Origin of the sequence: Shewanella sp. CG12_big_fil_rev_8_21_14_0_65_47_15 (assembly GCF_002783505.1) — a bacterium.
Lineage (GTDB): Bacteria > Pseudomonadota > Gammaproteobacteria > Enterobacterales > Shewanellaceae > Shewanella.
Genome location: NZ_PFGL01000019.1, coordinates 126,407 through 152,275 on the forward strand (window position 1 = coordinate 126,407; position 25,869 = coordinate 152,275).

The window sequence follows — 25,869 nt, forward strand, 5'->3', positions numbered from 1 at the left end:
GGAGCTTGCTATGAGTGATAATTTACTTACCTTAGATGAAGTTTGTAAGTTGCTCGATAAATCCCCCGCCACCATTAAACGTTACGCGCGGGAAAATTTACTTAGCAGTATTAAAGATGGGGAAGAATTACGTTTCCCAGAGGATGAAGTAAAACGTTATTTAGCCTTTTCACAACGCTTAGGCTAGTTAAAGCGAATAGCCTAGCGATCTCGCAATACTATCAATAAGTTAATCTGGACACCTGACCAAAAGGACTTGGTGCCACTTTATCCTACCTTAACAATTTAAGCCTTTAGTGTTTCCTGCAGTTGGCGATAGGATAAAAACTCCCGCTGTGATTCACCTAGCCCAAGTTCTGCGGCTAAGGTGAGGAGCTGCACCTCATAGATAGGCAACTTGGCTTCATCATCGGTCATAATCGCAAGCTCCGCAAAATCACCTAGGCCTTCGAGCCAGTCTAAGGTTAAATGAAATTCCCCGAGAAAATATACGCTGCGCCGCTTGTTGATCTCGAGTACACACTCATAGCCTAAGGTACGCAACATACTCTTAGCTTTAGCCGCATCGCTAATATTCACCGCCTCACAGCGATCCTTTTCCGGGCCTTTAACTATCCACAGCATAATGCCAGAAGGCTGCATCTCACGGATGCATAAGCTCTTGCGTTCAGATGTTAAAGACGCTGAAGGCGAGTCGAAATAGCAATCATGCTCAAGGTTATCCTCGAGCATCACCTCGGGGGATTTAGCACTTAGGCGCGCGCAAAAGGCTTCACGATCCGTGAGTCGATATTTAAGCTCCACCTCAAACTTACCGTTAAAATGGGCGTTAATTTGCGGAGCAAGCTCTGTGGGCATTAAGTTATTCATCAAAGGTTTTCACTCTTTCTAAAGTCAGGTTCAGCCCAAGCGACGATAGAGCACCTGATAGACGGGACACTCTTGAAGTAACTGCTGATGATTTCCCGATGCCATAATCCTGCCGCCATCGAGCAGATGGATTTGGTCCATCTTGGCCATAGCCGTTAAACGGTGGCTAATCATAAGCATGGTTTTATCCTTAGCAAATTCAAACAGTAAACTTAAGATTTCCCGTTCGGTGCGTTTATCTAGCCCTTCGGTTGGCTCATCTAACAATAGAAGTGGAGCATCACGCAGTAGCGCCCTTGCCACCCCGATACGGCGCTGCTCACCACCGGATAATTGCCTGCCACCTTCGCCAATCCACATATCCAGCGGTTTATCAGCCGTGAGTAAGGCCCCCAATCCCACGCGTTTAAGTACATCCATAAAGCGCGCATCATGGGCGGTGCGTTTTTGACCTTGAACCACTGGCAGTGCGAGGGCCAAATTATCCCTCAGAGTGCCAGCAAACAAATAAATCCGCTGGCTCACCACAGCCATAGACTCCCGCAGCGCGCGCTCGCTGTATTCAGTGATTAACTGTCCATCGAGGCGAATTTCCCCCCGCTGCGCCTGCCATTCGCGGGTAATCAGTGCCAATAGACTCGATTTACCACATCCAGTAGGACCAAGCAGCGCAACCTTCTGCCCCGCCTTTATTTCGAGTGACAAGCCCAGCAGCACGGTTTGATTCTCATTGTAAGCAAAATGAATATCTTCGATTTGCAGGGCTCCCGTTGTCGCCCTAAGGGAATGATCCGCCGAGAATAAGATGCTAGATGCTTGTTCTGTGATCCCATTAATCCGTGTTGCCGCAAGCACACAACCCGATAAATGCTGAAATGCCCCCGCAATCGGCATCATCATCTCAACACAGGCCATAGCGGCAAACACCATAAGGGCAAACATAGGTCCGGGCGGCCTAGCATCACCCACCCCATTTGCCGCAAGATACAGCATAATGATCAGCGCCGAACCCGTGGCAATGATCAGCATGGCTTGGCTCAGCGCGGTGATCTTGGCCATTGCACTTTGGCTGCGATAGAGCGCGACTTCGGCGTCGCTCAGTTTTTGCCTATATCTGTCATTTGCACCAAATAAACTCAGTTCGGCTTGGCCTTGCAAGATATCCAATAATAGCACCCGATACTGGCGCTTAGTTTCGAGCATAGTCCGGCTCGGCCCATGGCCGAGACGATAAAATAGCAAGGGCATCACTAGCCAAACGGCGACTAAGAATAAACACAGGCTCAAGGCAAGCTTGGCATCAAACCAAGCGAGAAAGAGATACAACAGCCCCGTCATCAACAGCGATGTCGCCATAGGAGTCAGCAGTCGTAGGTACAAATGGTCGAGAGTATCAATATCGGCCACTAACCGATTGAGCATATCCCCGCGGCGTAACCCCTGTAAATCCTTAGCACTTAAGGGAAAAAGCTTTCGCCACGCCCAGACCCGCAGCTCGGTCAGCAGTTTAAAGGTCGCCTCGTGGGTCGTTAAACGCTCGCCATAACGGCTGGCGGTGCGGGCGATAGATAAAAAGCGTACCCCGCCCGCGGGGGTGAAAAAGTTAAAGGACTGCGCCGTGACTATTGTCAAACCCGCAACCGCCGTAGCGGAAAGAAACCAGCCAGAAAGTGACAATAAACCTATGCCCGCCATCAGGGTGATCAGGGTTAACACTAACCCTAGGGACATCATTAGCCATTGGCGGGAGAACAAACGGATAAAGGGGATTAACACTCTCATTGCGCCTCTCCTTTGCGGCCATCACTATCTGTGCCATAAGCGTTGCTATCTGAGCGATGCTCAAACTGAGTCACAACTGATGTCCCATCGTGCGGCAAACTGTCTTCCTCCGCCGGCAAGGGGGCTAGCAGGTCAATATCCGCCACCGATGCCACATTTTCCCTTAGCATGGTGTGGAACAATCCAGGGCTACTGGATAGGGCCATAAAATCCCCCCGCTGCACTATCTCGCCCTTATCCAGCACTAGAATGCTATCCATTTGATCTAACAAGTCTAATCTATGGGTAACCATCAGGCACATGCTGTTCTTCATGGCGGCATTGAGGGCCGAACTCACCAGTTGTTCACTCTGGTTATCTAAGCTGGCGGTAGGCTCATCGAGGACAAATAAACGCGCCTCCTGCCCCAAAGCCCGTGCAAGGGCGATACGCTGGGCTTGGCCGACGGATAACCCTGAGGATTGTTCGCCAACGGCGGACGCTAAGCCCTGTGGCTTCGTCTTAAAAAAGTCCTTGATATTGGCCGCCTCTAACCAGTGCCAAATTTGCTCATCGGTCATTGAAGGATTGGCCAAGGCCACGTTTTCCCGCACTGTGCCATGGAATAATTGCGGCTCTTGCCCGAGCCAGGCCAATTGCCGACGCCAATGGGCTAAATCGAGTGAAGCCAGTTCATGGCCGTTGATCTGTAAGCTGCCTTGGTAGGGTAAAAAACCTAAAATGGCGTTGAGTAAACTGCTCTTACCCGCACCGCTTGGCCCCACTAAAGCCAAATGCTGGCCCTGTTTGAGGCTAAAACTTAAGGGGCCTAATAGGCGAGTGCCATCGAGGCTAAATACTTCAAGATCCTCTGCACGCAAGCAGTCTAACGCCCCGAGCTGCACTATCCCCACGGTTTCAGGCTCAGGGTGCTCGAGTAGTATCAACAGCGCCTCGGCGGCGCCAATGGCTTGCGCCTTAGCATGATAATGGGCGCCCATATCCCGCAGCGGTTGATAAAACTCCGGGGCTAAAATCAAAATAAATAGCCCAGTAAAGAGACTAAAAGGTAATCCCTCATTCGCATTAGGCCCAAGTTGAGCATGTGTGCCGTAGTAGCCAAAATCTAAGTGACCTAAGTAACTGAATCCAAAGTAAACGGCTAACACGGCAATCGATACGGCCGCAAAAAACTCCAGCACCGCCGAACTTAAAAATGCCATCCGCAGCACCGCCATAGTGCGACTGCGAAACTCCTCAGAAGCATCGGCGATCACCTTAAGCTCGGCATCACCACGGTGGAATAGTTTCAAAGTACTTAAGCCCTTTAACCTATCCATAAAATGGCCACTTAACCTAGCTAACGCGTTGAAGTTTTTACGATTAGCATCGGCTGCCCCCATACCGACCAAAATCATAAATAAGGGAATAAGGGGCGCCGTCAGCAGCAGGATCAATCCCGCCGCCCAGTTAATGGGGAATACCGCCGCAAGGATCAAAATCGGAATAAAACCCGCTAGGGTGATTTGGGGGTAATATCGAGCGTAAAAGTCTTGTAAATCTTCAACTTGCTCTAGCACTATACTGGCCCAACTGCCCGCGGGTTTACCCTTAATAAAGGCTGGACCCAGCCGAGTCAATTTATCTAACACTTGGCTGCGAATATGTTCACGTAGTCGTTTCCCGGCCTCAAAGCTTGCCCTTTCACGGCCATAGGCAAGTAATGATCGCAGCAAGATTAAGCCAATCAAGGCCATAAAATGGGGAATATAACTGCTGGCATTAATGGCAACGGACGGCGCAGCATCTGCAAGGGGGAGAAGTTTATTACCGAGAATCACACCATCGAGAATAGTAGCAATGATATAGGCCTGCGCCACCATGGCGATAGCACTTAGCATCCCCAAGCATACCGATAATTTAAGGAACCCGCCGCAGGCTTTTTTTTGCGCCTTAAGCCACACAAGAAGGGATTTTTCTAACGACTTATCCATGGTGCTCCAACAAAAAATGGCTCAATTGATAGTCAAAATGCACGCGAACTTCACTCAACACAATAAACTTGCAAGGGGCTCGAAGTTTCGATAGGGACGCAGTATCGCAGGCATCTAAGGTAGATGAAACCCCATCACAGGCTTTTGCTAACAGACTCACAAAAATGAGACAAAGATCAATAAATTCCTATGGTAATAGCACTTAATGCGGACAATCTTGGGCTGGATCTTAAGTCACCAATCCGTTTTATGGCTGGGCACCGTATTTCACTAACACATGCCAGAGCAATTTAAGCTCGTGGGCCACCTGAGCACGGTTACCACGGTCGCGCCAATGTTGTGGGGAATGATATAGATCCCTTGCCGCCACACCAAGGTGATAGGCATTCACCTGCTCGTCTATCGCAATCCGGCTCGCCAGAGATGGCATAGTCGGCCCGCGAAAATCGCTGGGGATCTGCGCCGTATGCAGCCTAAACCCCTGATGGAATTGCAGTTCAATGCCATATCTACTGCACATTTTTGCGAGGGTTTCACCAATATCTGTGCCCTTAAAACTGGCGTCGGCGACCAACATGGCAATATCTTCATCGAGGGTAACATCCCCGTGGATCTGCGCCTCAATGTAATGGTCAAGATTGCTCGATAGGGGGCGTTCGAAGCGAGAATGCACGGAAGCATTAAGCTGATGCCCTAAATAATGGATAATATTCAGCGGTTTAAAATCGATTTTACCCAAAGCATAGTGGCGCTCAAAACTCTCGGTCAGCAGCGCGGCGAGAATATCGTCGAAGCATGCCAGTGTGCCCTTTTCCTTGGGATTGCGATAGGAATCGAGATAGGTAAAGGTCGAGCGTGCCATCACATGGGGATGGGTCAGTAGATAACAGCTACCAAAACGTGGCGCGGGGCCATCCTGCCACATGCCCAGATCTAAGGCGCCATACTTAGGCCGCGACTTAGTCCCCTTGTAGACATTTCCAAACAGTTGATTTTCCCAGTGATCCCGAGGTCCACCTAATTCAGGCGATAACTGACCATTGGAAATATGGGTTTCGAACTGGCTACGATACTGGCCATCGCGCAGCAAACCTTCGGCCACTGTGAGCCCACGGCTATCGATTCTATCGGGGTGAAAATGCAACGCGATACGGCCACAACTCAAGAGTTGCTTGAGGGCAAGTTGCATCTCATGCATGGGAATGTTTGACATCTGCTGCACGTTTTTAATAACGGCAACGGCCTGTTCACTGCGTTCACGTGCAAGGCGTTCAATGTGCTGTATCGCTGTCATAATCCACCTGTAATGAGGTGCATAATAATCCCTTGAAATTTTATCCTAAAAAAGAAATCGGGCCGTAGGCAAGCGTAAATCGCTTTCTCTCCATGGGGATCTTAGCTAATGCCTGTTTTTCAACTTAAGGATAAAACCATTACAACCTGTTGATTATTTTACTCCAAGAGCAATAACTTCAAAGCAAACAAATCAACATAAGCGTGATCTTTCGCTAACTCCTGAACAAGATACTGACAGGCAGATAAATTAGCTATCGCTAAATGCCGCTACACTAATGCGACTACACTAAAGGGTGACAGATTTACAGGATAGACCTAGGCAGCCCTAATACTGCCGATAACGCCATAGCTGGGGAGATAAACTTTATTCGATGGCACTTAAGGGCCTGATCCTGTAAGCTGCACGCCCGCCAGCGTACCTGGCCATTGACCACAAATGCAGCACAGTGTTGCCACAAGAGACCTATCTATGAGTTTTACCTCCCTGGGCCTATCCGCCCCGATACTTAAAGCCGTCGCCGAACAGGGCTACGACACACCTTCGCCCATCCAAGCACAAGCGATTCCTGCTGTGCTTCAAGGCCAAGATGTGATGGCGGCCGCCCAAACAGGAACAGGTAAAACGGCAGGTTTCACCTTGCCTCTGCTCGAATTACTCAGCAAAGGTCAAAGGGCTCAGGCGGGTCAAGTACGCACCTTAGTGCTGACGCCCACTCGCGAGTTAGCCGCACAGGTTGCTGAAAGTGTTGAAACCTATGGCAAATATCTGCCGCTGCGCTCGGCCGTCGTATTTGGGGGTGTACCTATCAATCCACAAATCGCTAAGCTGCGCCACGGTGTCGATGTGTTGGTCGCCACGCCTGGTCGATTGATGGATCTGTACAATCAAAAAGCGGTGAAGTTCAACCAGCTTGAGATCTTAGTCTTAGATGAAGCGGATCGCATGCTCGATATGGGCTTTATTCGTGATATCCGCAAGATCCTCGCCATATTACCTAAGCAGCGCCAAAACCTGATGTTCTCGGCGACTTTCTCCGACGAAATTCGTGAGTTGGCTAAGGGCTTAGTCAATAGTCCGGTTGAAATATCCGTCACACCGCGTAACGCGGCGGCCACTACGGTAAAACAATGGGTTTGCCCCGTCGATAAAACTCAAAAATCGGCGCTATTAATCCAACTGATTAAACAGCACGATTGGCAACAAGTGCTGGTATTCTCACGCACTAAACACGGCGCCAACCGCTTAGCTAAAAATCTCGAAGAAGCCGGTATTAAAGCGGCGGCCATCCACGGTAACAAGAGTCAAACCGCGCGCACTAAGGCCTTAGCCGATTTTAAAACGGGCCAGGTTCGCGTATTAGTCGCGACCGATATTGCCGCCCGCGGGTTAGATATAGATCAGTTACCTCAAGTGGTTAACTTCGACTTACCCAATGTACCCGAGGATTATGTGCACCGTATCGGCCGGACTGGGCGCGCGGGCGCTTCCGGACAAGCCGTGTCATTAGTGAGCAGTGAAGAAATCAAACTGCTGAACGATATCGAGCGTTTAATTAACCGCGTACTCGAGCGTGAAATAGTGGAAGGTTTCAGCCCGGTACACGCCTTGCCGGAATCACGCTTAAATGCGAGTGGCAAAAGTAACACAGTGAAGACCATTCCCAGCCGTCGCAATCACCGTAGTGCGGGTAAGCCAGCCCCAAGGGCGGGTTCTGGCCGTGATGCCCAAAAAGCCGAAGGCAATAAAGACAATAGCCAACGTCAACAAAAAGCCTCGACACCCAAAAACCACGAACATAAAGATGGACAGCGCAGTGGTGATGTCGCCCGCGGCCATCAACCTAAGGATAAAAATCCAAGGCACGTCAAGCCATGGGGATAATTTAACGGGCTCTCTTTAGCTCCAATAATCATCAGTTCAAATAAGCATTAGCTCCAATAAACATCAAGGGCCAAAATCCATAGATTTGGCCCTTGTGCGCTTAACAATGAAGCATCTCAGCCAGTTGCCGCTGATGGCTCAAATCGCTAACACTTGCATTCAGATTTAAGATCACAGAAGATCCCTTGGCCTTTTCATTGCCCTTAGCCTTATCCATGACTCAATCTGCCGCGCCAACGCCTAACCCTGCCAATGTCCAAGCTACTGCCAATGCGGCTTTAGATCCTAAGGGAGCAGCGATATCGCAGGCAGAAGTGCTTAACACTCAGATCCGCTCGCAATTTCCCGTATTGAATCAAATGCTTGATAGCTATCCGCTCTGCTACCTCGATACCGCGGCCACCAGCCAAAAACCGCAAAGCGTATTGGATGCGATGGCGCAGTATTACATTAATGACAATGCCAATGTGCACAGGGCTGCACACCAGTTATCGGCGCGCTCGACGGTAAACTATGAAAAGGTGCGCGATCAATTACAGCAATTTTTACGGGCAAAACGCCGTGAAGAAATCATTTTCACCCATGGCACGACCGAATCTATCAACTTAGTCGCCTTTGGGCTCACGGCGCAGCTCAATGCGGGCGATCTGATATTAATCGACACCGCCGCCCACCACGCCAATATCGTGCCCTGGCAGGAACTGGCCAAACGCACCGGCGCGGTGATTAAGCCCATTCCACTCGCGCAAGACTGCCGTTTGGATATCAACGCCTATCGAGCCTTGCTCGCTTTAAAGCCAAAAGTCGTTGCCCTGTGCCATGTTTCCAATGCCCTAGGCACAGTCAACCCAGTGGCACAACTAGTGCAATTGGCCAAGGCGGAGGGGGCCATCACCTTAGTCGATGGCGCGCAGGCAATCGCCCATATACCTATCGATGTGACTGAAATCGATTGTGATTTTTACGTCTTCTCGGGACATAAAATGTATGGTCCAACTGGCGTTGGCGTGCTCTATGGCCGTTTCGAGGTTTTAGAGAGTCTCACGCCCCTACTCACGGGCGGTGAGATGATCAAACGTGTGAGCTTTGAGGCGACGGAATTTGGCAGTCTGCCGAATCGCTTAGAAGCGGGCACGCCGCCGATTGCCGAAGTGATAGGGTTAGGCGCCGCGATTCGCTTCCTCCAAACCGAACTCACACCCCAAGTTAGAGCCCATGAGGCCGAACTACTTCACTATTTACAAAGCCAATTGCGCGCACTCGGTGAGGTGCATTTATACGCCGCCTTCGATGACAATATCGGTGTTGTCGCCTTTAACCTCGCCGATGAGCACCATCAAGATGTGGGCATTTTGTTAGATCAACAAGGGGTTGCCGTCCGTTGTGGTCACCACTGCGCCATGCCATTGATGCAAAGCTTACACCTTAAGGGCTGTTGCCGTGCCTCTATTGGCATCTACACTAACAAAGCGGATATCGACCGTTTTATTAGCGCCCTCACCTCGGTAAAAGCGCTATTGCTGTGATTGATAATGGCTGTGATTGATAATGGCTAAGTCGACTATGGCTCAATCTCTAAGCTCGTAAAATCAACAGACGCATAAAATCAGCAGGCCCGTAAAATCAGGATTCACTATGACAACTCAGCCAAGGCCACTCGAGGCCGATTTTCACTATCCAGTGCAGGATGCAGGCACTCTTATCGCACGCTTCACACAGGCGGCAAATTGGCAGGAAAGATACCGCCAAATTATGTTGCTTGGCAAAGATTTACCTAGCTTAAGCCTTGAGTTTCGCCTCGATGCGGTAAAGGTACAGGGCTGTGAAAGTGATGCCTGGCTCTACCACTTAGCCCAAGCGGGTAAACACTACTATTTAGCCGATAGCGACGCCCGTATCGTCAAGGGGTTGATTGGCTTATTGCTCGGTGCCTATCAAGGTAAAACCGCGCAGGAAATCCAAGATTTTGACCCCAATGCCTATTTCACGCAATTGGGGCTAGCAGGCCAACTGAGCCCGTCCCGCACTAACGGCCTTAATGCACTTGCAAGGGCAATCAAAGACTGCACCCTATAACCAGAAGAGATTCAAATTTACAGCCTAGATAGCCAAAAAAGGGATTTAATCAAAGACTTCAACCGCCGTTATAGGGTATAAAGAAGTTACATTTGCGTTAATGGATAGGAACCGAGCATGCCCAACAAGGCAGTCAATCACCCACGTCGAACCCTGCTTAAAGGCCTTGGCGCAGCCACACTGTTAAGCCAAATGGCCAGTTTCCCAAGCTTAGCCGCCGCTCCCAGACGGCTCTATATCGATGGTTTATCGTTTCTTCCCGATGACTTAGGTGATGTAACTGCTTCTAAACTCGATGCCTATCTCTGTGATATTTCCGCTATTGAAACCATAGAACAGGCCGATGGTACTCAAAACTACAAACGCACCTATAAGGCCTGTATGGAAAGCATTAAGCAGGCCGCCAAACGGGTAAGCGAACATCCGGATAGTTTGCTGCAAGGTCTGACGGGGCGCGATATCCAGCTTGCACGGGAGAGCCAACGAACGGCGGTATTTTTTCAAATTCAAGGCGCGGATTGTGTCGAAGAAGACAGCGATGCCAACCAATGGGCACGCCTCGATGAATTCCATCAGCAGGGGCTACGGGCACTGCAACTCACTCACCACTATGGCAATACCTTCGCCGGAGGCGCCTTAGACAGTGGTGCTAGCGGTGGACTCAATAACCCACTCACCGCCCACGGACGAGCACTGATTGCCAAGCTTAACCATGCCAATATCCTTGTCGATATGAGCCACTCCAGCGCCCAAACCGCCTTAGATGTGGCGAAAATAACTCAGTCCCCCATAGTGCAAAGCCACGGCGCAGCCCGCGGCATAGTCAATCATGCCCGCTGTTCACCCGATGAAGTGATCCGCGCCATTGCCAATACGGGTGGGGTGTTTGGGGTATTTATGATGAGCTTTTGGCTGACCAATAAACCCGTGCCTACTATCGATGACTATATTCGACAACTAGAATATATCGCCCGGGTTGGTGGGGTGGATAGTGTCGCCATCGCTAACGATTTTCCGCTACGCGGCCAAGAAAATCTGTTAGCACTGAATAACGATAACGCCCAGGGCATTAAAGAGTATCAAGAATGGTGGTACAGCCTAAGGGCCAAAAAAGTATTAGGCTTCGATGCAGAACCAAGACACGTAGTGATCCCCGAGCTAAATCATATCGACCGAATGAGTCGTATCGATGACGCCCTCGCCAAGGCACGCTTTAAGTCCACCGACCGCGACCGCTTTATGGGCGGCAACTGGCAAAGGGTGCTTAATAACGTACTAGTGTAAATGCCATAGTTATATCGACCCGTTTGATTTTAATGTTGACGAGCTAACTTACAGGACAAAGGGCCGCCCTGATCAATCGTAAAATACCGCGAGCCAGAGGGTTTCGCTATGAGTCGAAGTCGAAGCGACACGGTGTTTTTGATGGGGCAAAATAGTTAAGTAGTCCCCAGGGGTTAATATCACCAGCTCACCCTGCGCAAATTCTAAGGCCGCCTCCCCCTTAAGTAAGATCACAAACTCATGTTGGGTTTGGTCGTACCATTGCCCGGCTGGGGTCGATTGCCCATGGGAGATAATGCGCTCGATAGTCACATTGGAACTCACCGCCAATTTTTCAAATACCTCCGCAGAAAGATCGACGGGGATATCACTAAAAAAATTGTGAACCATTTTTTATCCTTATCTTGTTCCAATTTATGGGCCATTCCGTCCCATATATTCGGGTATTTTAACGAATACAAGATTGAGAAATGAAACCATAAACCGCTATGATATGCGCACTGAAAACTCACCAACTGTGAGTATCCCTCAGATAAGCTTATTGTTTTACATATGGATATGGAGATTTCGCCCGATGTCGTTGTTTCGCGCACTCAAAGCTAAGTTGTTTAATTCCCGAGAAAATCACCACGAGCCAAAAAACATTCAGATTCAAACTGAATCACAAGCACTCAGCCAAACACAAACGCTAATGCAAGAACCGCCGATAGCAGCACTCCAATTCCAGCGTCATTTCAGCTTAAAAATCCATGCAACAGAGGCTGACGCAACCTCGCGGGAAGAGGATGCCACTCACGGCATAATGCTTTATCACTACGACACCCCCCAAGCCATAGAACTCTTAGGCTGGGAAAACGCGCATGAATGCTGTGACTTTCACCATACCGAATTCGACCGCCTCGAAATCGACAACTCATCTCCTTTCCCCGAACAACACTTTTGGCTCGGCAAGGAAAAAGTCTGCAGTATCATTCCCAAACAAAACGGCCAAACAAAAGAGCTGCGACAGGTTGAGCTTAACAATCTAGAGGCTTTATTGAGAAGCCACTTTACGCTAGATGCAGACAATATAGTGCAAGGCGATATTCAAGACTACGCTAGCCTCACAGGAAAATTGCATCGTACTTTCCATCAAATTGATACCGAGCAAGGCCTAAGGATCTTAAGAATTGTCACCCAAGCCCCGGATCTGACCCAAGCCGTTGACTCAAACTATTTTGGTGAACGAGAGGGGGTGACCCGCCAGTTCGATGCCCTTGGTACTTTGTTATTTGAGGGGCACTTCGTCAATGATCAGCAACTTGGGGTGCAAACTTGGTATGACCATGATGGCAGGATCAATCAAAGGGAAGACCGCCATCCCAATGGCATGTATATCAGCCACTACTATGAAGATGGTCAGCTCAAAGAAACCGCAGAACTTGACAGCGATGGCCGCTATATCAACACCTTAACCCGTTACTATCCTTCAGGCCAAGTGCAGCTTATCCGCCCTTTGTTGACCGATACGCTCCATGGTATCGAAAAACAATATTATCAGGATGGCTCGCTAGAAGCGGAAAGACACTACGACCAAGGCCGTGAATATCGAGCCACTTGGTACCATGCTAATGGTGTCATTAAGCAAAAAATGTCTACCGATCATTCGGGCAAAGTCATTGAAGAGTTTTACGACACAGGCAAGCCCGCATGGCGTGAATCATTTAATGCGAACGGCAAGTTACAGGGCGAAAGCCTAAAATGGCACCCTAATGGTCAGCTCGAAGAGCAGAATTATTTTGAGAACGGCAAAGAGCAAGGTACCGCCCTCTGGTACCATGAGAATGGCCAGCTCGCCCTAGAAATTGACTTAGAAAATGGGTTAAGGGAAGGCCAATTTAGAAGCTACTTCCCGAGCGGAGTGCTTTCGGCCGAGGGCCAATATAAAGACAATCTTTCAATTGCCCCATTTATCGAATACTACGAAAACCAGCAAATTCAAATGTATCTGCCCCACACGGCGGGCAATCGCGACGGCACCGCTCGCTGGTTCTATGAAGACGGCACTATTCGTTCTATTTCGGTATATGAAGTCCGCGAGGGCCAAGGGTATCTTAAGGAGTCGAGCTTCTATAATGAGCAGGGCGTGCTAACCTCGTATCAGCACCATTCCAACACCCGCTGTGGTTATATTCTTGAGAATAATCAAAGGGAATATTATCAAGAGGGCATAGCTGACACCCGTATCGAATACTATGAAAATGGGGCAATTCGTTGGTTATTAACCCGAACCTTGGGTGATATCTTTAGCGCTAAAACCTTGTCCCCGGAAGGCGTGATACTCGAAACGGGCACGCTCAAGATCCTTGACGATAACTACACAGACATAGGCCATTGGCAGAGGTTTAATGCCCAAGGCCAAGTGAACCGCGAAGTCTGGCTAGATGACCAAGGTGTGCTCATCGAAAGCCGTCACTACTTTGATGCTAATGAAGATGGATCTGATCAGGCTGAGGCAGCCATTCTGTCCTATCAGCTCAAATATGATCCCGCGAGCAAACTCTATGGAATGAAACGCTATCACCCCAATGGTCGCCTCGCTGAAGAGGGTAATCTGAATATCCAAGGACAAGAAAAATTCTGGGTAGGCATTCATAATCAATATGATGAGCAAGGTAAGCTTAAGCTCTCAGAAACCTACACTATGGCAGGTGAGCCAATAGAACATACCACTAATTCTAGCTCGATTATGTTTAATTAATGTTGAGTTTTTAGGGCGGAAAATTAAAGTAAGCCTCAGTAAAATAAGGCTTACTTTAGATCATTGTAGAAACGCAATAAACGGAAAACTAAAGCGCAAAAGTGGCGATCGTTTTTTGAATGCCGACCACATCTGTACCGCGTTTAAGCTCTTTGACTAATGGCTCACGCTGGCCTGAGATCCAAATTTTAAGCTCGGCATCCATATCGAAATGGCCTGTGGTTTCCACTTCAAAATGGGTAATAGATTTATAGGGCACTGAATGATAAGTGACTTTTTTACCCGTCATGCCCTGCTTATCGATTAAGATCAGGCGTTTATTGGTAAAAATAAACAGATCGCGGATCACTTTATAGGCAAGTTTGAGTTCTTCCTGGATCCCCATAATCGGCCTTAACTCCTCGGCAAGCTCCTGTAAATCCACCTCGGAGGCATTGCCCAGTAAACCGTCTAATAATCCCATAGTTACATCCCCTATTATTAATTTTATTTCAATAAGATATCCGCTCATTACCCCCTGTGCAACACAAGTTAATGGGCGGACATAAACTGGGCTTAAAAGATCGATTTAACGGGCTGATTTAACGTGAAATACTCGCTCAGTATCAGCTCATCTTGAGTATAAAGCCGCTACTTAGAGATGCTTCTGACCCCGAACTTGGCGGTTTTCACCGACTACCATCATTTCACATTTTGGACAATCAAAGACCAACTTAAGCACATCGTTGCCGATTTCGAGCACCATAGGATCGGCTTTGATACCCGGCACTTCCTTAGGACAAAGATTGAAGTTAAATCTCAGGCAGTGCTTAGTGATCATCAAAGGCACATCTTCGGTGACACCATTTTTCTCATAGGTATCTTGAATTTCAATCACACCGTGGCGTTGATAAAAACTCTTGGCCTTTTCATTGGCTACGTTACCTAAGTAACTCAAATGTTTAACCGGATAGACCGCATCTTGATTATATTTCCACGGTTTAGGACGTTGATAGCCTGCTACACGGGCAAGCTCGAGTGCAGCGACGGCATCACGGCGCAGACCATTCAGCACAGAGGCAGGTAAGAACCATGGCTTAGCGGTTTCAATACTGATTTGGCGGGCAACAAAGTCTGTACTGCCCAATTTTGCAAGTTGTGTACGGATAGTCTGCAAGGTTTTTTCGGCATCGGTTGCGGGCGTCTTTTCAACTTCAAGTTCAACCGTTGCGCTCAAGCCATACACATCCGTTAGCGTCAGCGCTACCCCAACTGCGGTATCGATTAAGCGCATATCCACGCCAATAATCCGCTTAGATGATTCCTTAGAGAGTAAGGTTTCAAAGGCTTGATTGTGGTTACGGTATAAGGTCATACCGACTTTTAAATCCTTTGGCACCTGCAACACATGCAGTTTATGGCCTTCGGCGCGGTTAACCCGCAGACCTTGGAGTTTATCATCGGATTGTTTAGCCATCGCATAATTTGGCGGGAAGTAGGCTAAACCGTCGCCATTGTTGAATGTATGGCTTGAACTGACTTGAATAAAATCTTTACCAATGGCAACCACTTGGCCCACATCTTGGCCAATATATTTTGGCGAGCGAAAATCCTTGATCCCTTGGCTACGCTCATGGACAAAATAATCGGTGCTGCCACGGTTAAAGGTTTTTTCGGGATCTGGGGTGAAGGTATGTTCGCAGCGACCGTGGGATGACGCCTTAAACTCGGGGCGGCGCGCGATAATGGCATCGAGCTTTTGACGATAATGGGCGGTGACGTTTTTAACGTAGCTTAAATCCTTGAGGCGGCCTTCAATCTTAAATGAACGAATACCCGCATCGATTAAGGCTTCGAGGTTATCGGTTTGGTTATTGTCCTTGAGGGACAATAAGTGTTCATTCTGCGCTAATACATCCCCCGAGCGAGTTTTTAAATTCCCCGGCAAACGGCACATTTGCGAGCACTCACCGCGGTTAGCACTGCGATTACTAAAGGCATGGCTCAAGTTACACAAACCACTAAACGCCACACAAAGTGCACCGTGAATAAAAAATTCGAGCTGCATATTGGTGTGCGCCGCCACTTCACGGATTTGGCTTAGGCCAAGCTCACGGGCGAGCACCACCTGGGAGAAGCCAACTTGCTCTAAGAAGGCGACTTTTTCAGGATTACGGTTATCCATTTGAGTACTGGCATGTAAGGCAATAGGCGGCAAATTGAGTTGCAACACGCCCATATCCTGCACAATCAATGCATCTGCACCGGCTTCGTACAACGCCCAAATCAGTTTTTCGGCCGCATCCAGCTCATCGTCCATCAGGATGGTATTGAGCGCCACAAACACTTGAGCATGGTATTGATGGGCATAGGCACACAGGCGAGCGATATCTTCAACACTGTTGCCAGCCGTTGCCCGCGCCCCAAATGCAGGGCCACCAATATAGACCGCATCCGCACCGTGGCGAATGGCTTCAATACCATAATCGGCATTCTTTGCTGGCGCCAATAACTCAAGGCGGTTATGGACGTGAGAAAGATTCTCTGGTGTGTAAATTTCTGGCTGGCTCATGGCTTCACAGGCTCAACATAATCGGTAACGAAAAGGACGGGAGTATAGCAAGAACTGAAAAACACCTCTATCAGCAAATCATCAACTAATGCGCTTTAGTTCACTCTCGAGCAGGCATCTTTCAAGGCACACACTTGCACCCTCAAGCCTAGCAGGGTATCTTTGCCCCGCATTGACGAATAGGCACTATGATGACTGATTTTATTTACCAACCACCGACTACACCTTGGCTCGATATTCTTTATCAAGATAAAGACATTATCGTTATCAATAAACCCTCGGGATTATTGTCGGTGCCCGGTCGAGATCCCGCCCATTACGACAGTGTCTATGCCCGTGTAAAAGCCGAGCATCCCCACTGCCAAATTGTTCATCGCCTCGATATGGCGACTTCGGGCGTGATAGTCGTCGCCCTGATCCGCAGTGCCGAGCGTGAGCTAAAACGTCAATTCCACGACCGAGAAACCAGCAAAACCTATATCGCACGGGTGGCTGGCCACATTAAACACCACACTGGCAGCGTCGATTACCCGCTGATCTGTGACTGGCCAAATCGCCCTAAACAGAAGGTCGATCATCTGGTCGGTAAACCTTCATTGACGCACTATGAAGTATTAAGCCGCGCCAAGCGCTCAACCTTAGTCAAACTCACCCCCATCACCGGCCGTTCACACCAATTAAGGGTCCATATGATGGCGATTGGGCACCCAATACTCGGCGACGGTTTCTATGCCGATCCGCTCGCTAAATCCTTAGCCCCTCGACTTCTCCTGCATGCTGCAGAACTCACGATTAAACATCCGTACACGGGCGTCAGTATGACTTTTAGTGCCGCAGCGCCATTTTGTGAGCCACAGGGCGAACAATGATCACTAAAATTAACTGATAACCGCAAAAGCAGTAGCAATTCCCCATAAAAAAACGTAACTTTATGACAATTCATTATGTTATAGAGAGTTTGTTTATGGAAACCGCATTTCAACGTGATCAGCTGGATAATCATATACTCGAAGCCCTAATGCAGGATGCGCGTACTCCCTTTGCCGAACTCGCTAAACGTTTCGCAGTGAGTGCAGGCACTATCCATGTTCGGGTAGAAAAGATGAAACAAGCGGGCATAATCACAGGCGCGCAGATCACAGTTAATCCTAAGGCACTGGGCTATGATGTTTGTTGCTTTATCGGCATCAATCTAAAAAGCGCGGGAGATTACCCCGCCGCAATAGCCAAACTCAATGCCCTCGAAGAAGTAGTCGAAGCCTATTACACCACAGGTAACTACAGCATCTTTGTAAAGGTAATGTGCCAATCCATCGATGGCCTGCAGCACGTGCTCATCAATCGCATTCAATCCATCGATGAAATTCAGTCGACTGAAACACTCATCAGCCTGCAAAACCCGATTGTCAGGGCGGTGAAGCCTTAGATGGTAATGTGCTAAGTTATTACAATCAGAACAAAATACCGTAAAAATGCGACCTAAGTCTTTTTTCAACCAAAAGTGTTAACCGTAAAGCATTTTTGTGTTACAACTTCATTGCTAACGCCAATAGAGCGCAGCATTACTATAACAATTCATTAACGGGCGCAATTTACAAAGTGCTCGTACATTTATTGACAAGGAAGAAGTTGTGAAGACAAAACTATCGATTGCTATATCTGCTGCTCTACTATCAAGTGCGGCCAATGCAAACAACAATACACTTAACATTAATCAACTATCTGTTACTCCACATAATATTCAACTATCAAAAAACACCAATACCATCAGCGGCATGAAAGATCAGTATGATCAACAAACAGGGGTTGCCACTTTCCAGTGGGCAAAATCTGGCCAAATGACACCGGATATGGGTGCCCTTGATGCGAAATACAAACTCACTTTTGCTGCAGATTATTATCTCAATCAAATCGCAGGGTTATCTACAAGCAAAAACACCAGCTTAAAGCCAGTATTAGCAAGTATTCACGATACTGGTCGCGGTGCAATGATTGCAAAATATCAGCAGGAATATCAAGGTGTGGAGGTATTTAACCATACCTTTAACGTACTAATGAACCGAGAGTTTGATCTCGTCGCCACTTCAGGAAATCTTGTACCTTCAAGCGCGGCAAATGCAACTGAACTTAAGGGGATTAGAACTGAATTTAACGATCCAGTAAATGCCGTGAAAGCGGCATCAAAAGCCATGGGTGTTGCAAATGCAAGCATCAGTGCAGCAACAGCAAGTGGCAAATACCAGTCTTTCAGTGTGACAACTTCTGATAGCTCAAAAGTGCTAAAAGGTGAGCCACGTTCCAAGCCTGTATTTTTTGAATTAAAAGGCGCATTAGTGCCTGCTCATTATGTTGAAATCGAAGTTGCCGATGCAGGCAGTGTAGATTCTGAGTATTACTCTTTTGTGATTAATGACTTAAATAATGAAGTATTGTTTAAACATAATCTCACTGCGCAGGAAGCTGCATTCAATTATCGAATTTATGCGGATGAACAAGGTGTGCCTTGGGATGGACCACATGGCAATGTCGTCCCTGCGACCAGCGCCGATCAAGTGGATGCGACTGAGTATTTAGACGCTCCAATGGTAACGCTCACATCGGGCCCAATCAGCACTATGGATCCTTGGCTTACAGAAGATGCCACGACAACATCGGGCAATAACGTTTTTGCCTATGTTGACGCTCTCGCACCCGATGGTTTCACTAATGGTGATTTTACGGCAGAGATCACGAGTGATAAGACTTTTGACTATAAGTACAACACGGATCTGGTTGAAAGCTCAGTTAACAACCGTAAAGCATCTATCGTTAACTTGTTCTATATGAACAACTATTTGCATGACATGTTCTACGACCACGGTTTTGATGAAGCAGCGGGTAACGCTCAAGCTCAAAACTACGATCGTGGTGGCGAAGAAGGTGATGCGATAAAAGCCGAAGTCCAAGATAACTCAGGTTTTAACAACGCAAACATGAGCACGCCAGCCGATGGTCGCTCACCTAGAATGCAAATGTACCTGTGGGATAGTAAAGATGCTGTAAATGGTGAAGACTATGGCGTGACAGTGACCTCTGATGCAACTATCGGGTTACTCGATTCGACACAACGCGCTAGTTTTGGCCAAGGTCAATTTAACATCAGTGGTAATGTAGTACGCTTCGTCGATGGTACGGCTCCTGTTAATGATGGTTGTAGCGCGCCAACAAATGCGGCCGAATTAGTAGGCAAGATCGCCATTATCGACCGGGGTACATGTGCGTTTACCGCTAAGGCTAAGTTTGCCCAAGAAGCAGGGGCCATTGGTGTTCTCATTGCTAACAACTCAGGTACTGTAGAACCAGCACCTATGGGTGGTAGTGACGATACAGTTAAAGTCCCAAGCATTGGCTTATCAAAGAATGATGGTGCATTGATTTATACGCAACTCGATGCAGCAAAACCTGTCACAGTAACCATGTTCAATACAAAACCATTCAAAGACAGTTCTTGGGATAATGCGATTGTGGCACACGAATGGGGCCACTATATCAGCAACCGTTTAATCGGCAACTCTTCAGGTCTTATCAACCAACAAGGTCGTTCTATGGGCGAAGGTTGGGGGGATTTCCATGCATTATTAGTTATCTCAGAAGCCGATGATGCACTCATCCCTGGCAACGAGTTATTCCAAACGCCTTATGCTGCAATTACTTATGTCGCATCTTTCTACGAAGGCATTCGTAATTACCCTTACAGCACCAATATGGAGATTAACCCGCTCACCTTCGGTAATGTAGAATTAAATAAAGGAACGAGTGCTGATCAGTACGGTAATGCCGAAGTCCACGATGCAGGTGAGCCATGGGCCGCCATGTTGTGGGATTGTTATGTTTCGCTAATCAATGATGAACGTTATAGCTTTGCAGAAGCTCGCAGTATGATGATGAACTATCTGGTTGCGGCTTATAAGATGACGCCAATTGCGCCAACATATACCGAAGCCCGTGATGCATTGCTAGCTACTGCCTATGCGAATGAGCCAAAGGACTATGAACTATTCCTTAAAGCATTTGCACGCCGTGGTATGGGCATGGGAGCCGAGTCCCCTGCTCGTTATGATGCGAAACACACTGGTGTAGTGGAATCCTATAAAACTGAACTTTCCACTTTCAATGTCGCTAACCATACTATCAACGCTGACTACGAAGGACTGACTGTAGGCTACTGTAGTAAAGATGGTATTTTGGACAAAGGTGAAACTGGCACGCTGAGTTTCACAATCAAGAACCGTGGTACTCAGAAATTTGAAGCGCTCGAGGGTAAAGTCGAGGTAGTCAGTGGTCAAGATATCACCTTGGCTAATGAAGGCAAAATCACCTTTAGCGCCATTGACTTATATGCAGAAGCCACGAGTTCACCCATAGAGTTTACACTCAATGAAGCCACAACTGCCGATACCATAGAGCTAAAACTGACCTTCCCGGCTTTAGCTGAAGGTACCGAGGTTGATGAGTACAGCTTTACCACTATCGTCAATATGGACTTCAAAGATAAAGCCCTCACTGGCAACATGTCAGTCAGCAATATGGAAGATCAAGCAGGACTGGTCGATTTCAAAGAAAATGTGCTCAGCGGCGGCGATATGGCCAAAGGCACCGCAAAACTTGAAACTACTTATGCGAAGTACTTCCCCGTCGATACACAGTATCTGCGAATTGCGAATAATGGCTTTGCTTCAGATGTTGCTTACGAGACCAAACCTGTCACCGTTGGTTATGGCGGCGATTTCAAAATTAGCTGGTTCCAATATTTTGAAATTGAAGAAAATTATGATGGTGGTGTAGTCGAAATTAGCGTCAACGGTGGCGATTGGGCCGACGTAACTGAAATGGGTGGGGTGTTTGAAGGGGTAGGCTACACCGGAGAACTGGAAGATTTACTGCCAGGACGTAAGACCTTTACTGGCTTTATGGATTTCCCTGGTGACACAGAAACCGTCAACTTCGGTACTAAGTTAAATGGTAACGAAGTTCGCTTCCGCTTCCGCATAGTTTCAGATACAAATACCAACGAGTTTGGTTGGATTGTCGATAATATAGCCTTCTCAAATATTGTGACGAGTGTGTTCCATGAACAGACCGCTGGCGATGTCAATCCGTGCGACAACCGCTTACCAAATGTGACTTTAGCGCCTAGTGCTACTGAAGTTAACGAAGGTGAAGCTGTTAGTATCAATGCTACTGCAATTGATGCCAACGCCAGTGATGTACTCACTTACACTTGGGTGCAAACCTCAGGAACAGCGGCGACACTAACAGGAGCGGCCACTAACTCACTCAGCTTTACTGCACCACAAGTTAGTGCAAATGAAACCCTTGAGTTTACTTTGACGGTAAATGATGGAACTGCGGACGTTGTAAGCACAACCTCAGTGAAAGTTAATAACATTCCTGACCCTGTCGTACCACCAACTCCACATAAATCTTCCGGTGGTAGCTTAGGATGGTTATCATTTATCTTGTTACCTTTGGCAGCATTACGTCGTCGTAAATAATAAGATTAAGTAACCAAAATTAAAAAAGCCGCAATAAGCGGCTTTTTTATTATCTGTGACCCGTCCGTCACTCACTAAATAATGGGTGTTTCATCCGTTGGACTGTAATCAATTTCCAATTCAACCTGACCAAAAGCTTGCAGACGCTTAAGCGCATCAAGCAATACAATATGGCTATCGAGCGGGGTCAGTCGATAGGTATTCTCGGCAATGTTATCAATGCTAAAACCGGAGGAAAATGCTGATAATGGCGACAGAGTAACAAGCACCAGCGAGCCTTTTAGCCTTCCAAATACAGACATTTGCGTATCGTAAACCACAACGCCTTTCACTAATTGCCCCGTTGAGGCGGTAAACTGACGACCATTAAATTGATAATGATACAATTTATTTTTCTCAGTAGATGGATTAACACCTTTGAGTGTTGGCGTAACCTTTGGCTGTGGATTTGATACAACCTCTTGTACTGGTGAAGCTGCAGCCTTAGCGCTGTTATCTAAGAGGTTGCCACTCGCTACAGTGTCATTTTTTGCATTAGTACAGCCAAATAAACAACTCACAATAAGCAAATATAAAGTATTTCTCATATTTTTATCCTTAAAAACGACGAACTGAGTCATAGATTTACCTTAGCAAGTTCCCATAACAAATGAAGTAAAATAATCCATTAACCAATATTTAGGCATTAAAAAGGGCATAAAAATTTATGCCCTTCAAAAATCCCAATCTTAATTTCAATCAACTACGTACGCAATCCTATCCCTCGGGAGATCAGGTAATAAGCGAGGCCCCATAGCACGGCACAGAAACCCACCATAATGGCGATGGATAAGGGAATGCTAATATCGGCAAACCCTAAAAATCCGTAGCGGAATACGTTGATCATATACACAACGGGGTTAAGGGATGAAACGCCCTGCCAGAAGGATGGCAAGAGTGACAGGGAATAAAACACGCCGCCAAGGTAAGTTAATGGTGTGAGCACAAAAGTCGGTATGATGCTGATATCGTCAAAACTTTTAGCAAATACCGCATTGATAAGACCCCCCAATGAAAATAGCACTGAGGTTAGAAACACAGTCATCACCACTAAGCCAGCATGATGCAGGCTAATATCGACAAAGAACATCGCGACGAGTGTCACTATCAACCCCACACATAAACCTCGGGCGACGCCACCGCCAACATAGCCCGCAATCATCACATAATGTGGCACAGGCGCGACCATAAGCTCTTCTAAGTTGCGCTGAAACTTAGCACTGTAAAAGGAGCTGGCTACATTAGAGTAGGAGTTAGTGATCACCGACATCATAATCAAGCCAGGGGCAATAAACTCCATGTAGGACACCCCGCCCATTTCCCCTATTCGGCTGCCTACCAAATTACCAAAAATCAAAAAATACAAGGTCATGGTAATCGCTGGTGGCACTAAAGTTTGGATCCAAATCCTTGTAAACCGATTAATTTCTTTCGTTAAAATACTTTTAAAGGCGATAAAATAGAGCTGTTTCATGCCTTGGCCCCCGGCGTTTTCTTCACTAATTCAACAAAGAGTTCTTCTAAACGATTCGACTTATTGCGCATCGATAACACTTCCACATTGGCGGCGGTTAACTGGCTAAAAACATCATTCAGATTATGCTCTTTAGCTACATCTACCTCTAAGGTATGGGGATCGGTTAAACGGCTGACCATACCATTGAGCGCAGGCGCTGCGGGTATATCCCGGCGCAGATCGAGGATAAAGGTTTCCATATTGAGCTTACTGAGCAGCGCCTTCATACTCGTGCACTCAACCAGTATCCCCTTATCGATAATGCCAATGTTACGGCAGAGCATTTCCGCTTCTTCGAGGTAATGGGTGGTGAGGATAATCGTCACGCCCTGTTGATTGATTTGCTTGAGAAACGCCCACATAGAACGGCGTAGTTCTATATCCACCCCAGCGGTAGGCTCATCTAAAATCAGTAATTTAGGCTCGTGCATCAGGGCGCGGGCAATCATTAAACGCCGTTTCATACCGCCGGATAACTCCCGCGACTGGCTGTTGCGTTTTTCCCATAGATCCAATTGACTTAAATATTTTTCGGCACGCTCGAGGGCCACAGCTTTTGGCACACCATAGTAGCCCGCCTGATTCACCACAATTTGCAATACGGTTTCAAACTGGTTGAAATTGAACTCCTGCGGCACTAAACCTATGCAAAGCTTGGCGTGTTCTAGCTGCTTATCAATATCATAACCAAAGACTTTTACCGTCCCTTCAGTCTTTTGCACCAAGGAGCTGATAATCCCAATGGTGGTCGATTTTCCTGCCCCATTCGGGCCGAGTAAGGCAAAAAAGTCCCCCTGTTTAACCTCAAGACTGATGCCTTTTACCGCTTCGACACCGCCTTTATAGGTTTTTTTAAGTCCTTCGAGTACCAGAGCATGGGCTGTATTGGCCATAGTGATTCCTGATCTTTCAATAGCGAGAGTTATAAGATGGTGGCAAAAAAACCAAATGCAATACGTTAACAGGGTTAAAAGTCAAAGCTAGGGCTAATCAGTTGAACTGTAAGCGCTTAAATTTATTAAACATGCTCAACTTGAACCTTGGTAGCGTCACGGCCCAAACCGCCGTATAGATAAAAGCAAAACTCCCACACAGGGCGGGAGTTTTGTTTAGGACCGAATGGGGCCTTAATTAGAGCGGTACCACTTTGGCAATATAAGGCAGATTGCGATACTGCTCGGCGTAATCGATACCGTAACCAACAATAAACTCATCGGGAATGGTAAAGCCGATAAAGTCTACTTTAACATCCACTTCGCGGCGCTCGGGTTTATCGAGCAACGTACACAGGGCTAGACTCTTAGGTTCGCGTAGCAACAACATTTCGCGTACTTTGCTTAATGTATTACCCGAGTCAATCAGATCTTCCACAATCAATACGTCTCGACCCGCGATATCCGATTGCACATCTTTCAGCACTTTCACATCCCGTGAACTGGTCATAGCATTGCCATAACTGGAAACCGACATGAAGTCGATTTCAACATGGCCTTTGATACGGCGGCACAAATCCGCCATAAAGACCACAGAGCCCTTTAGCAACCCAACCATCAGCAGGCGTTCGCTGTTGGCATAATGGGCATTAATAAGCTCGGCCATTTGATCCAATTTTTGGCTGATCTCCTGTGCAGAGATCATCACTTCGGTGGTGTGTTTCATATTCGTCTCAATTGTCGATGTCGTGGTCAGTTATCTTGGTGTAACCCCAGCGACTCGTTAATGCATGGTCAACGCCCAAATGATCTAAGATCCGAGCGACCATGAAGTCTACCAGATCTTCCACCGATTTGGGATTATGATAAAAACCTGGCGCGGCAGGCATAATAGTGACGCCTAGGCGAGAAAGGTTAAGCATATGCTCTAAATGGATGGAATTAAAGGGAGTTTCCCGAGGAACAAGGATAAGCTGTCCACGTTCCTTGATGACGACATCCGCCGCCCTCTCGAGCAAATTATTGCTCATTCCCGTGGCAACCGCCGCTAATGTCCCGGTGGAACAAGGGCAAATCACCATTTGCTTAGGTGCAGCACTACCCGAGGCTGGTGGTGAAAACCATTCATCCTTACCCAGCACCACCAGCTCACCCGCTATCGCCACATTTCTTTGGGCAAGCAGTTCCAGCAATTGCGTTTTAGCTTTATCGCTATTGGCGCTGAGCTGCACCCCGTGCTCGGTAGCCAGCACGACGCGCGCGGCACTGGAGATCATCAAAAACACTTGATAACCCGAGGCCAATAAGCATTCGAGTAGCTTCAACCCATAGGGGGCGCCTGAGGCACCTGTCCAAGCTAAGCTTATCGCCTTAGCGGACTTTACATAGGCCAT

Annotated in this window: 20 protein-coding genes and 1 pseudogene; 9 read left to right on the forward strand and 12 right to left on the reverse strand. The window is 47.6% G+C overall.

What is annotated here, in order from left to right; all coding sequences use genetic code 11:
* The first annotated feature begins 10 nt into the window (after nt 1–10).
* On the forward strand, nt 11–187 hold the full coding sequence (locus COW15_RS05295; protein ID WP_293630706.1) for a helix-turn-helix domain-containing protein: 177 nt from the start codon (nt 11–13) through the stop codon (nt 185–187).
* 98 nt (nt 188–285) lie between these two features.
* Here COW15_RS05295 and cyaB read toward each other — a convergent pair whose 3' ends face one another.
* The 4 genes from cyaB to COW15_RS05315 all read right to left on the reverse strand — a co-directional run bounded on the left by cyaB (nt 286) and on the right by COW15_RS05315 (nt 5,919).
* Nucleotides 286–870 (reverse strand): class IV adenylate cyclase, encoded by a 585-nt coding sequence (gene cyaB / locus COW15_RS05300; protein ID WP_293630707.1) that lies wholly within the window; start codon nt 868–870, stop codon nt 286–288.
* Nucleotides 871–900: 30 nt separating this feature from the next.
* On the reverse strand, nt 901–2,652 hold the full coding sequence (gene cydC / locus COW15_RS05305) for a cysteine/glutathione ABC transporter ATP-binding protein/permease CydC (RefSeq protein WP_293630708.1): 1,752 nt from the start codon (nt 2,650–2,652) through the stop codon (nt 901–903).
* The gene (gene cydD / locus COW15_RS05310; RefSeq protein WP_293630709.1) at nt 2,649–4,625 is read right to left on the reverse strand and encodes a cysteine/glutathione ABC transporter permease/ATP-binding protein CydD; all 1,977 of its coding nucleotides are present in this window, start codon (nt 4,623–4,625) and stop codon (nt 2,649–2,651) included. Before cydD ends, cydC begins: the two co-directional genes overlap by 4 nt.
* 247 nt (nt 4,626–4,872) lie before the next feature.
* On the reverse strand, nt 4,873–5,919 hold the full coding sequence (locus COW15_RS05315) for a DUF3626 domain-containing protein (protein ID WP_293630710.1): 1,047 nt from the start codon (nt 5,917–5,919) through the stop codon (nt 4,873–4,875).
* 471 nt (nt 5,920–6,390) lie between these two features.
* On the opposite strand from COW15_RS05315, the pseudogene COW15_RS05320 reads away from it, so the two are divergent.
* The 4 genes and pseudogenes from COW15_RS05320 to COW15_RS05335 form a co-directional block, all read left to right on the forward strand.
* A pseudogene (locus COW15_RS05320) lies at nt 6,391–7,785 on the forward strand (DEAD/DEAH box helicase); the annotation flags it as partial.
* Nucleotides 7,786–8,018: 233 nt separating this feature from the next.
* Nucleotides 8,019–9,329: a cysteine desulfurase gene (locus COW15_RS05325; RefSeq protein ID WP_293630889.1), complete on the forward strand. Its 1,311-nt coding sequence runs from the start codon at nt 8,019–8,021 to the stop codon at nt 9,327–9,329.
* Between the two features lie 109 nt (nt 9,330–9,438).
* A complete protein-coding gene (locus tag COW15_RS05330) occupies nt 9,439–9,879 on the forward strand; it encodes a SufE family protein (RefSeq protein WP_293630712.1) in 441 nt (146 codons plus the stop codon).
* Between the two features lie 117 nt (nt 9,880–9,996).
* The gene (locus COW15_RS05335; RefSeq protein WP_293630713.1) at nt 9,997–11,163 is read left to right on the forward strand and encodes a membrane dipeptidase; all 1,167 of its coding nucleotides are present in this window, start codon (nt 9,997–9,999) and stop codon (nt 11,161–11,163) included.
* A gap of 72 nt (nt 11,164–11,235) precedes the next feature.
* Here COW15_RS05335 and COW15_RS05340 read toward each other — a convergent pair whose 3' ends face one another.
* Nucleotides 11,236–11,553: a cupin domain-containing protein gene (locus tag COW15_RS05340; protein WP_293630714.1), complete on the reverse strand. Its 318-nt coding sequence runs from the start codon at nt 11,551–11,553 to the stop codon at nt 11,236–11,238.
* A gap of 184 nt (nt 11,554–11,737) precedes the next feature.
* Between COW15_RS05340 and COW15_RS05345 the strand changes: the two genes are divergently transcribed.
* Nucleotides 11,738–13,903, forward strand: a complete 2,166-nt coding sequence (locus COW15_RS05345) for a toxin-antitoxin system YwqK family antitoxin (protein WP_293630715.1) — start codon at nt 11,738–11,740, stop codon at nt 13,901–13,903.
* Nucleotides 13,904–13,991: 88 nt separating this feature from the next.
* Here COW15_RS05345 and COW15_RS05350 read toward each other — a convergent pair whose 3' ends face one another.
* Together COW15_RS05350 and COW15_RS05355 are read right to left on the reverse strand one after the other, a co-directional pair.
* The gene (locus tag COW15_RS05350; RefSeq protein ID WP_293630716.1) at nt 13,992–14,366 is read right to left on the reverse strand and encodes a PH domain-containing protein; all 375 of its coding nucleotides are present in this window, start codon (nt 14,364–14,366) and stop codon (nt 13,992–13,994) included.
* Between the two features lie 171 nt (nt 14,367–14,537).
* Nucleotides 14,538–16,454, reverse strand: a complete 1,917-nt coding sequence (locus COW15_RS05355) for a U32 family peptidase (protein ID WP_293630718.1) — start codon at nt 16,452–16,454, stop codon at nt 14,538–14,540.
* Between the two features lie 191 nt (nt 16,455–16,645).
* On the opposite strand from COW15_RS05355, the gene rluA reads away from it, so the two are divergent.
* The 3 genes from rluA to COW15_RS05370 all read left to right on the forward strand — a co-directional run bounded on the left by rluA (nt 16,646) and on the right by COW15_RS05370 (nt 21,988).
* The gene (rluA, locus tag COW15_RS05360) at nt 16,646–17,323 is read left to right on the forward strand and encodes a bifunctional tRNA pseudouridine(32) synthase/23S rRNA pseudouridine(746) synthase RluA (RefSeq protein WP_293630720.1); all 678 of its coding nucleotides are present in this window, start codon (nt 16,646–16,648) and stop codon (nt 17,321–17,323) included.
* A gap of 95 nt (nt 17,324–17,418) precedes the next feature.
* Nucleotides 17,419–17,880: a transcriptional regulator AsnC gene (asnC, locus tag COW15_RS05365; RefSeq protein ID WP_007645479.1), complete on the forward strand. Its 462-nt coding sequence runs from the start codon at nt 17,419–17,421 to the stop codon at nt 17,878–17,880.
* A gap of 205 nt (nt 17,881–18,085) precedes the next feature.
* On the forward strand, nt 18,086–21,988 hold the full coding sequence (locus COW15_RS05370) for a rhombosortase-dependent M36 family metallopeptidase (protein WP_293630721.1): 3,903 nt from the start codon (nt 18,086–18,088) through the stop codon (nt 21,986–21,988).
* 74 nt (nt 21,989–22,062) lie between these two features.
* Here COW15_RS05370 and COW15_RS05375 read toward each other — a convergent pair whose 3' ends face one another.
* The 5 genes from COW15_RS05375 to COW15_RS05395 form a co-directional block, all read right to left on the reverse strand.
* Entirely contained in the window at nt 22,063–22,575 is a 513-nt protein-coding gene (locus COW15_RS05375) for a hypothetical protein (RefSeq protein WP_293630722.1), read from the reverse strand.
* A gap of 155 nt (nt 22,576–22,730) precedes the next feature.
* The gene (locus COW15_RS05380) at nt 22,731–23,501 is read right to left on the reverse strand and encodes an ABC transporter permease (RefSeq protein WP_293630724.1); all 771 of its coding nucleotides are present in this window, start codon (nt 23,499–23,501) and stop codon (nt 22,731–22,733) included.
* A complete protein-coding gene (locus COW15_RS05385) occupies nt 23,498–24,436 on the reverse strand; it encodes an ABC transporter ATP-binding protein (protein ID WP_293630726.1) in 939 nt (312 codons plus the stop codon). The genes COW15_RS05380 and COW15_RS05385 overlap by 4 nt, the downstream gene beginning before the upstream one ends.
* Before the next feature lie 238 nt (nt 24,437–24,674).
* Nucleotides 24,675–25,202 (reverse strand): hypoxanthine phosphoribosyltransferase, encoded by a 528-nt coding sequence (hpt, locus tag COW15_RS05390; RefSeq protein ID WP_293630727.1) that lies wholly within the window; start codon nt 25,200–25,202, stop codon nt 24,675–24,677.
* A 7-nt stretch (nt 25,203–25,209) separates the two neighbouring features.
* Nucleotides 25,210–25,869 carry a flavin prenyltransferase UbiX gene (locus tag COW15_RS05395; RefSeq protein ID WP_293630729.1) on the reverse strand — a complete coding sequence of 220 codons (660 nt, stop codon included), beginning with the start codon at nt 25,867–25,869 and terminating at the stop codon, nt 25,210–25,212.

What these genes read in the sequence shown, in the direction of transcription:
- COW15_RS05325 (WP_293630889.1), top strand. Translation starts at nt 8,019, where the DNA reads ATGACTCAATCTGCCGCGCCAACGCCTAACCCTGCCAATGTCCAAGCT.
- COW15_RS05330 (WP_293630712.1), top strand. Translation starts at nt 9,439, where the DNA reads ATGACAACTCAGCCAAGGCCACTCGAGGCCGATTTTCACTATCCAGTG.
- COW15_RS05395 (WP_293630729.1), bottom strand. Translation starts at nt 25,869, where the DNA reads ATGGCCTATGTAAAGTCCGCTAAGGCGATAAGCTTAGCTTGGACAGGT.
- hpt (WP_293630727.1), bottom strand. Translation starts at nt 25,202, where the DNA reads ATGAAACACACCACCGAAGTGATGATCTCTGCACAGGAGATCAGCCAA.
- COW15_RS05355 (WP_293630718.1), bottom strand. Translation starts at nt 16,454, where the DNA reads ATGAGCCAGCCAGAAATTTACACACCAGAGAATCTTTCTCACGTCCAT.
- COW15_RS05350 (WP_293630716.1), bottom strand. Translation starts at nt 14,366, where the DNA reads ATGGGATTATTAGACGGTTTACTGGGCAATGCCTCCGAGGTGGATTTA.
- cydC (WP_293630708.1), bottom strand. Translation starts at nt 2,652, where the DNA reads ATGAGAGTGTTAATCCCCTTTATCCGTTTGTTCTCCCGCCAATGGCTA.
- COW15_RS05345 (WP_293630715.1), top strand. Translation starts at nt 11,738, where the DNA reads ATGTCGTTGTTTCGCGCACTCAAAGCTAAGTTGTTTAATTCCCGAGAA.
- COW15_RS05375 (WP_293630722.1), bottom strand. Translation starts at nt 22,575, where the DNA reads ATGAGAAATACTTTATATTTGCTTATTGTGAGTTGTTTATTTGGCTGT.
- rluA (WP_293630720.1), top strand. Translation starts at nt 16,646, where the DNA reads ATGACTGATTTTATTTACCAACCACCGACTACACCTTGGCTCGATATT.
- cyaB (WP_293630707.1), bottom strand. Translation starts at nt 870, where the DNA reads ATGAATAACTTAATGCCCACAGAGCTTGCTCCGCAAATTAACGCCCAT.
- COW15_RS05380 (WP_293630724.1), bottom strand. Translation starts at nt 23,501, where the DNA reads ATGAAACAGCTCTATTTTATCGCCTTTAAAAGTATTTTAACGAAAGAA.
- asnC (WP_007645479.1), top strand. Translation starts at nt 17,419, where the DNA reads ATGGAAACCGCATTTCAACGTGATCAGCTGGATAATCATATACTCGAA.
- COW15_RS05315 (WP_293630710.1), bottom strand. Translation starts at nt 5,919, where the DNA reads ATGACAGCGATACAGCACATTGAACGCCTTGCACGTGAACGCAGTGAA.
- cydD (WP_293630709.1), bottom strand. Translation starts at nt 4,625, where the DNA reads ATGGATAAGTCGTTAGAAAAATCCCTTCTTGTGTGGCTTAAGGCGCAA.
- COW15_RS05385 (WP_293630726.1), bottom strand. Translation starts at nt 24,436, where the DNA reads ATGGCCAATACAGCCCATGCTCTGGTACTCGAAGGACTTAAAAAAACC.
- COW15_RS05295 (WP_293630706.1), top strand. Translation starts at nt 11, where the DNA reads ATGAGTGATAATTTACTTACCTTAGATGAAGTTTGTAAGTTGCTCGAT.
- COW15_RS05335 (WP_293630713.1), top strand. Translation starts at nt 9,997, where the DNA reads ATGCCCAACAAGGCAGTCAATCACCCACGTCGAACCCTGCTTAAAGGC.
- COW15_RS05340 (WP_293630714.1), bottom strand. Translation starts at nt 11,553, where the DNA reads ATGGTTCACAATTTTTTTAGTGATATCCCCGTCGATCTTTCTGCGGAG.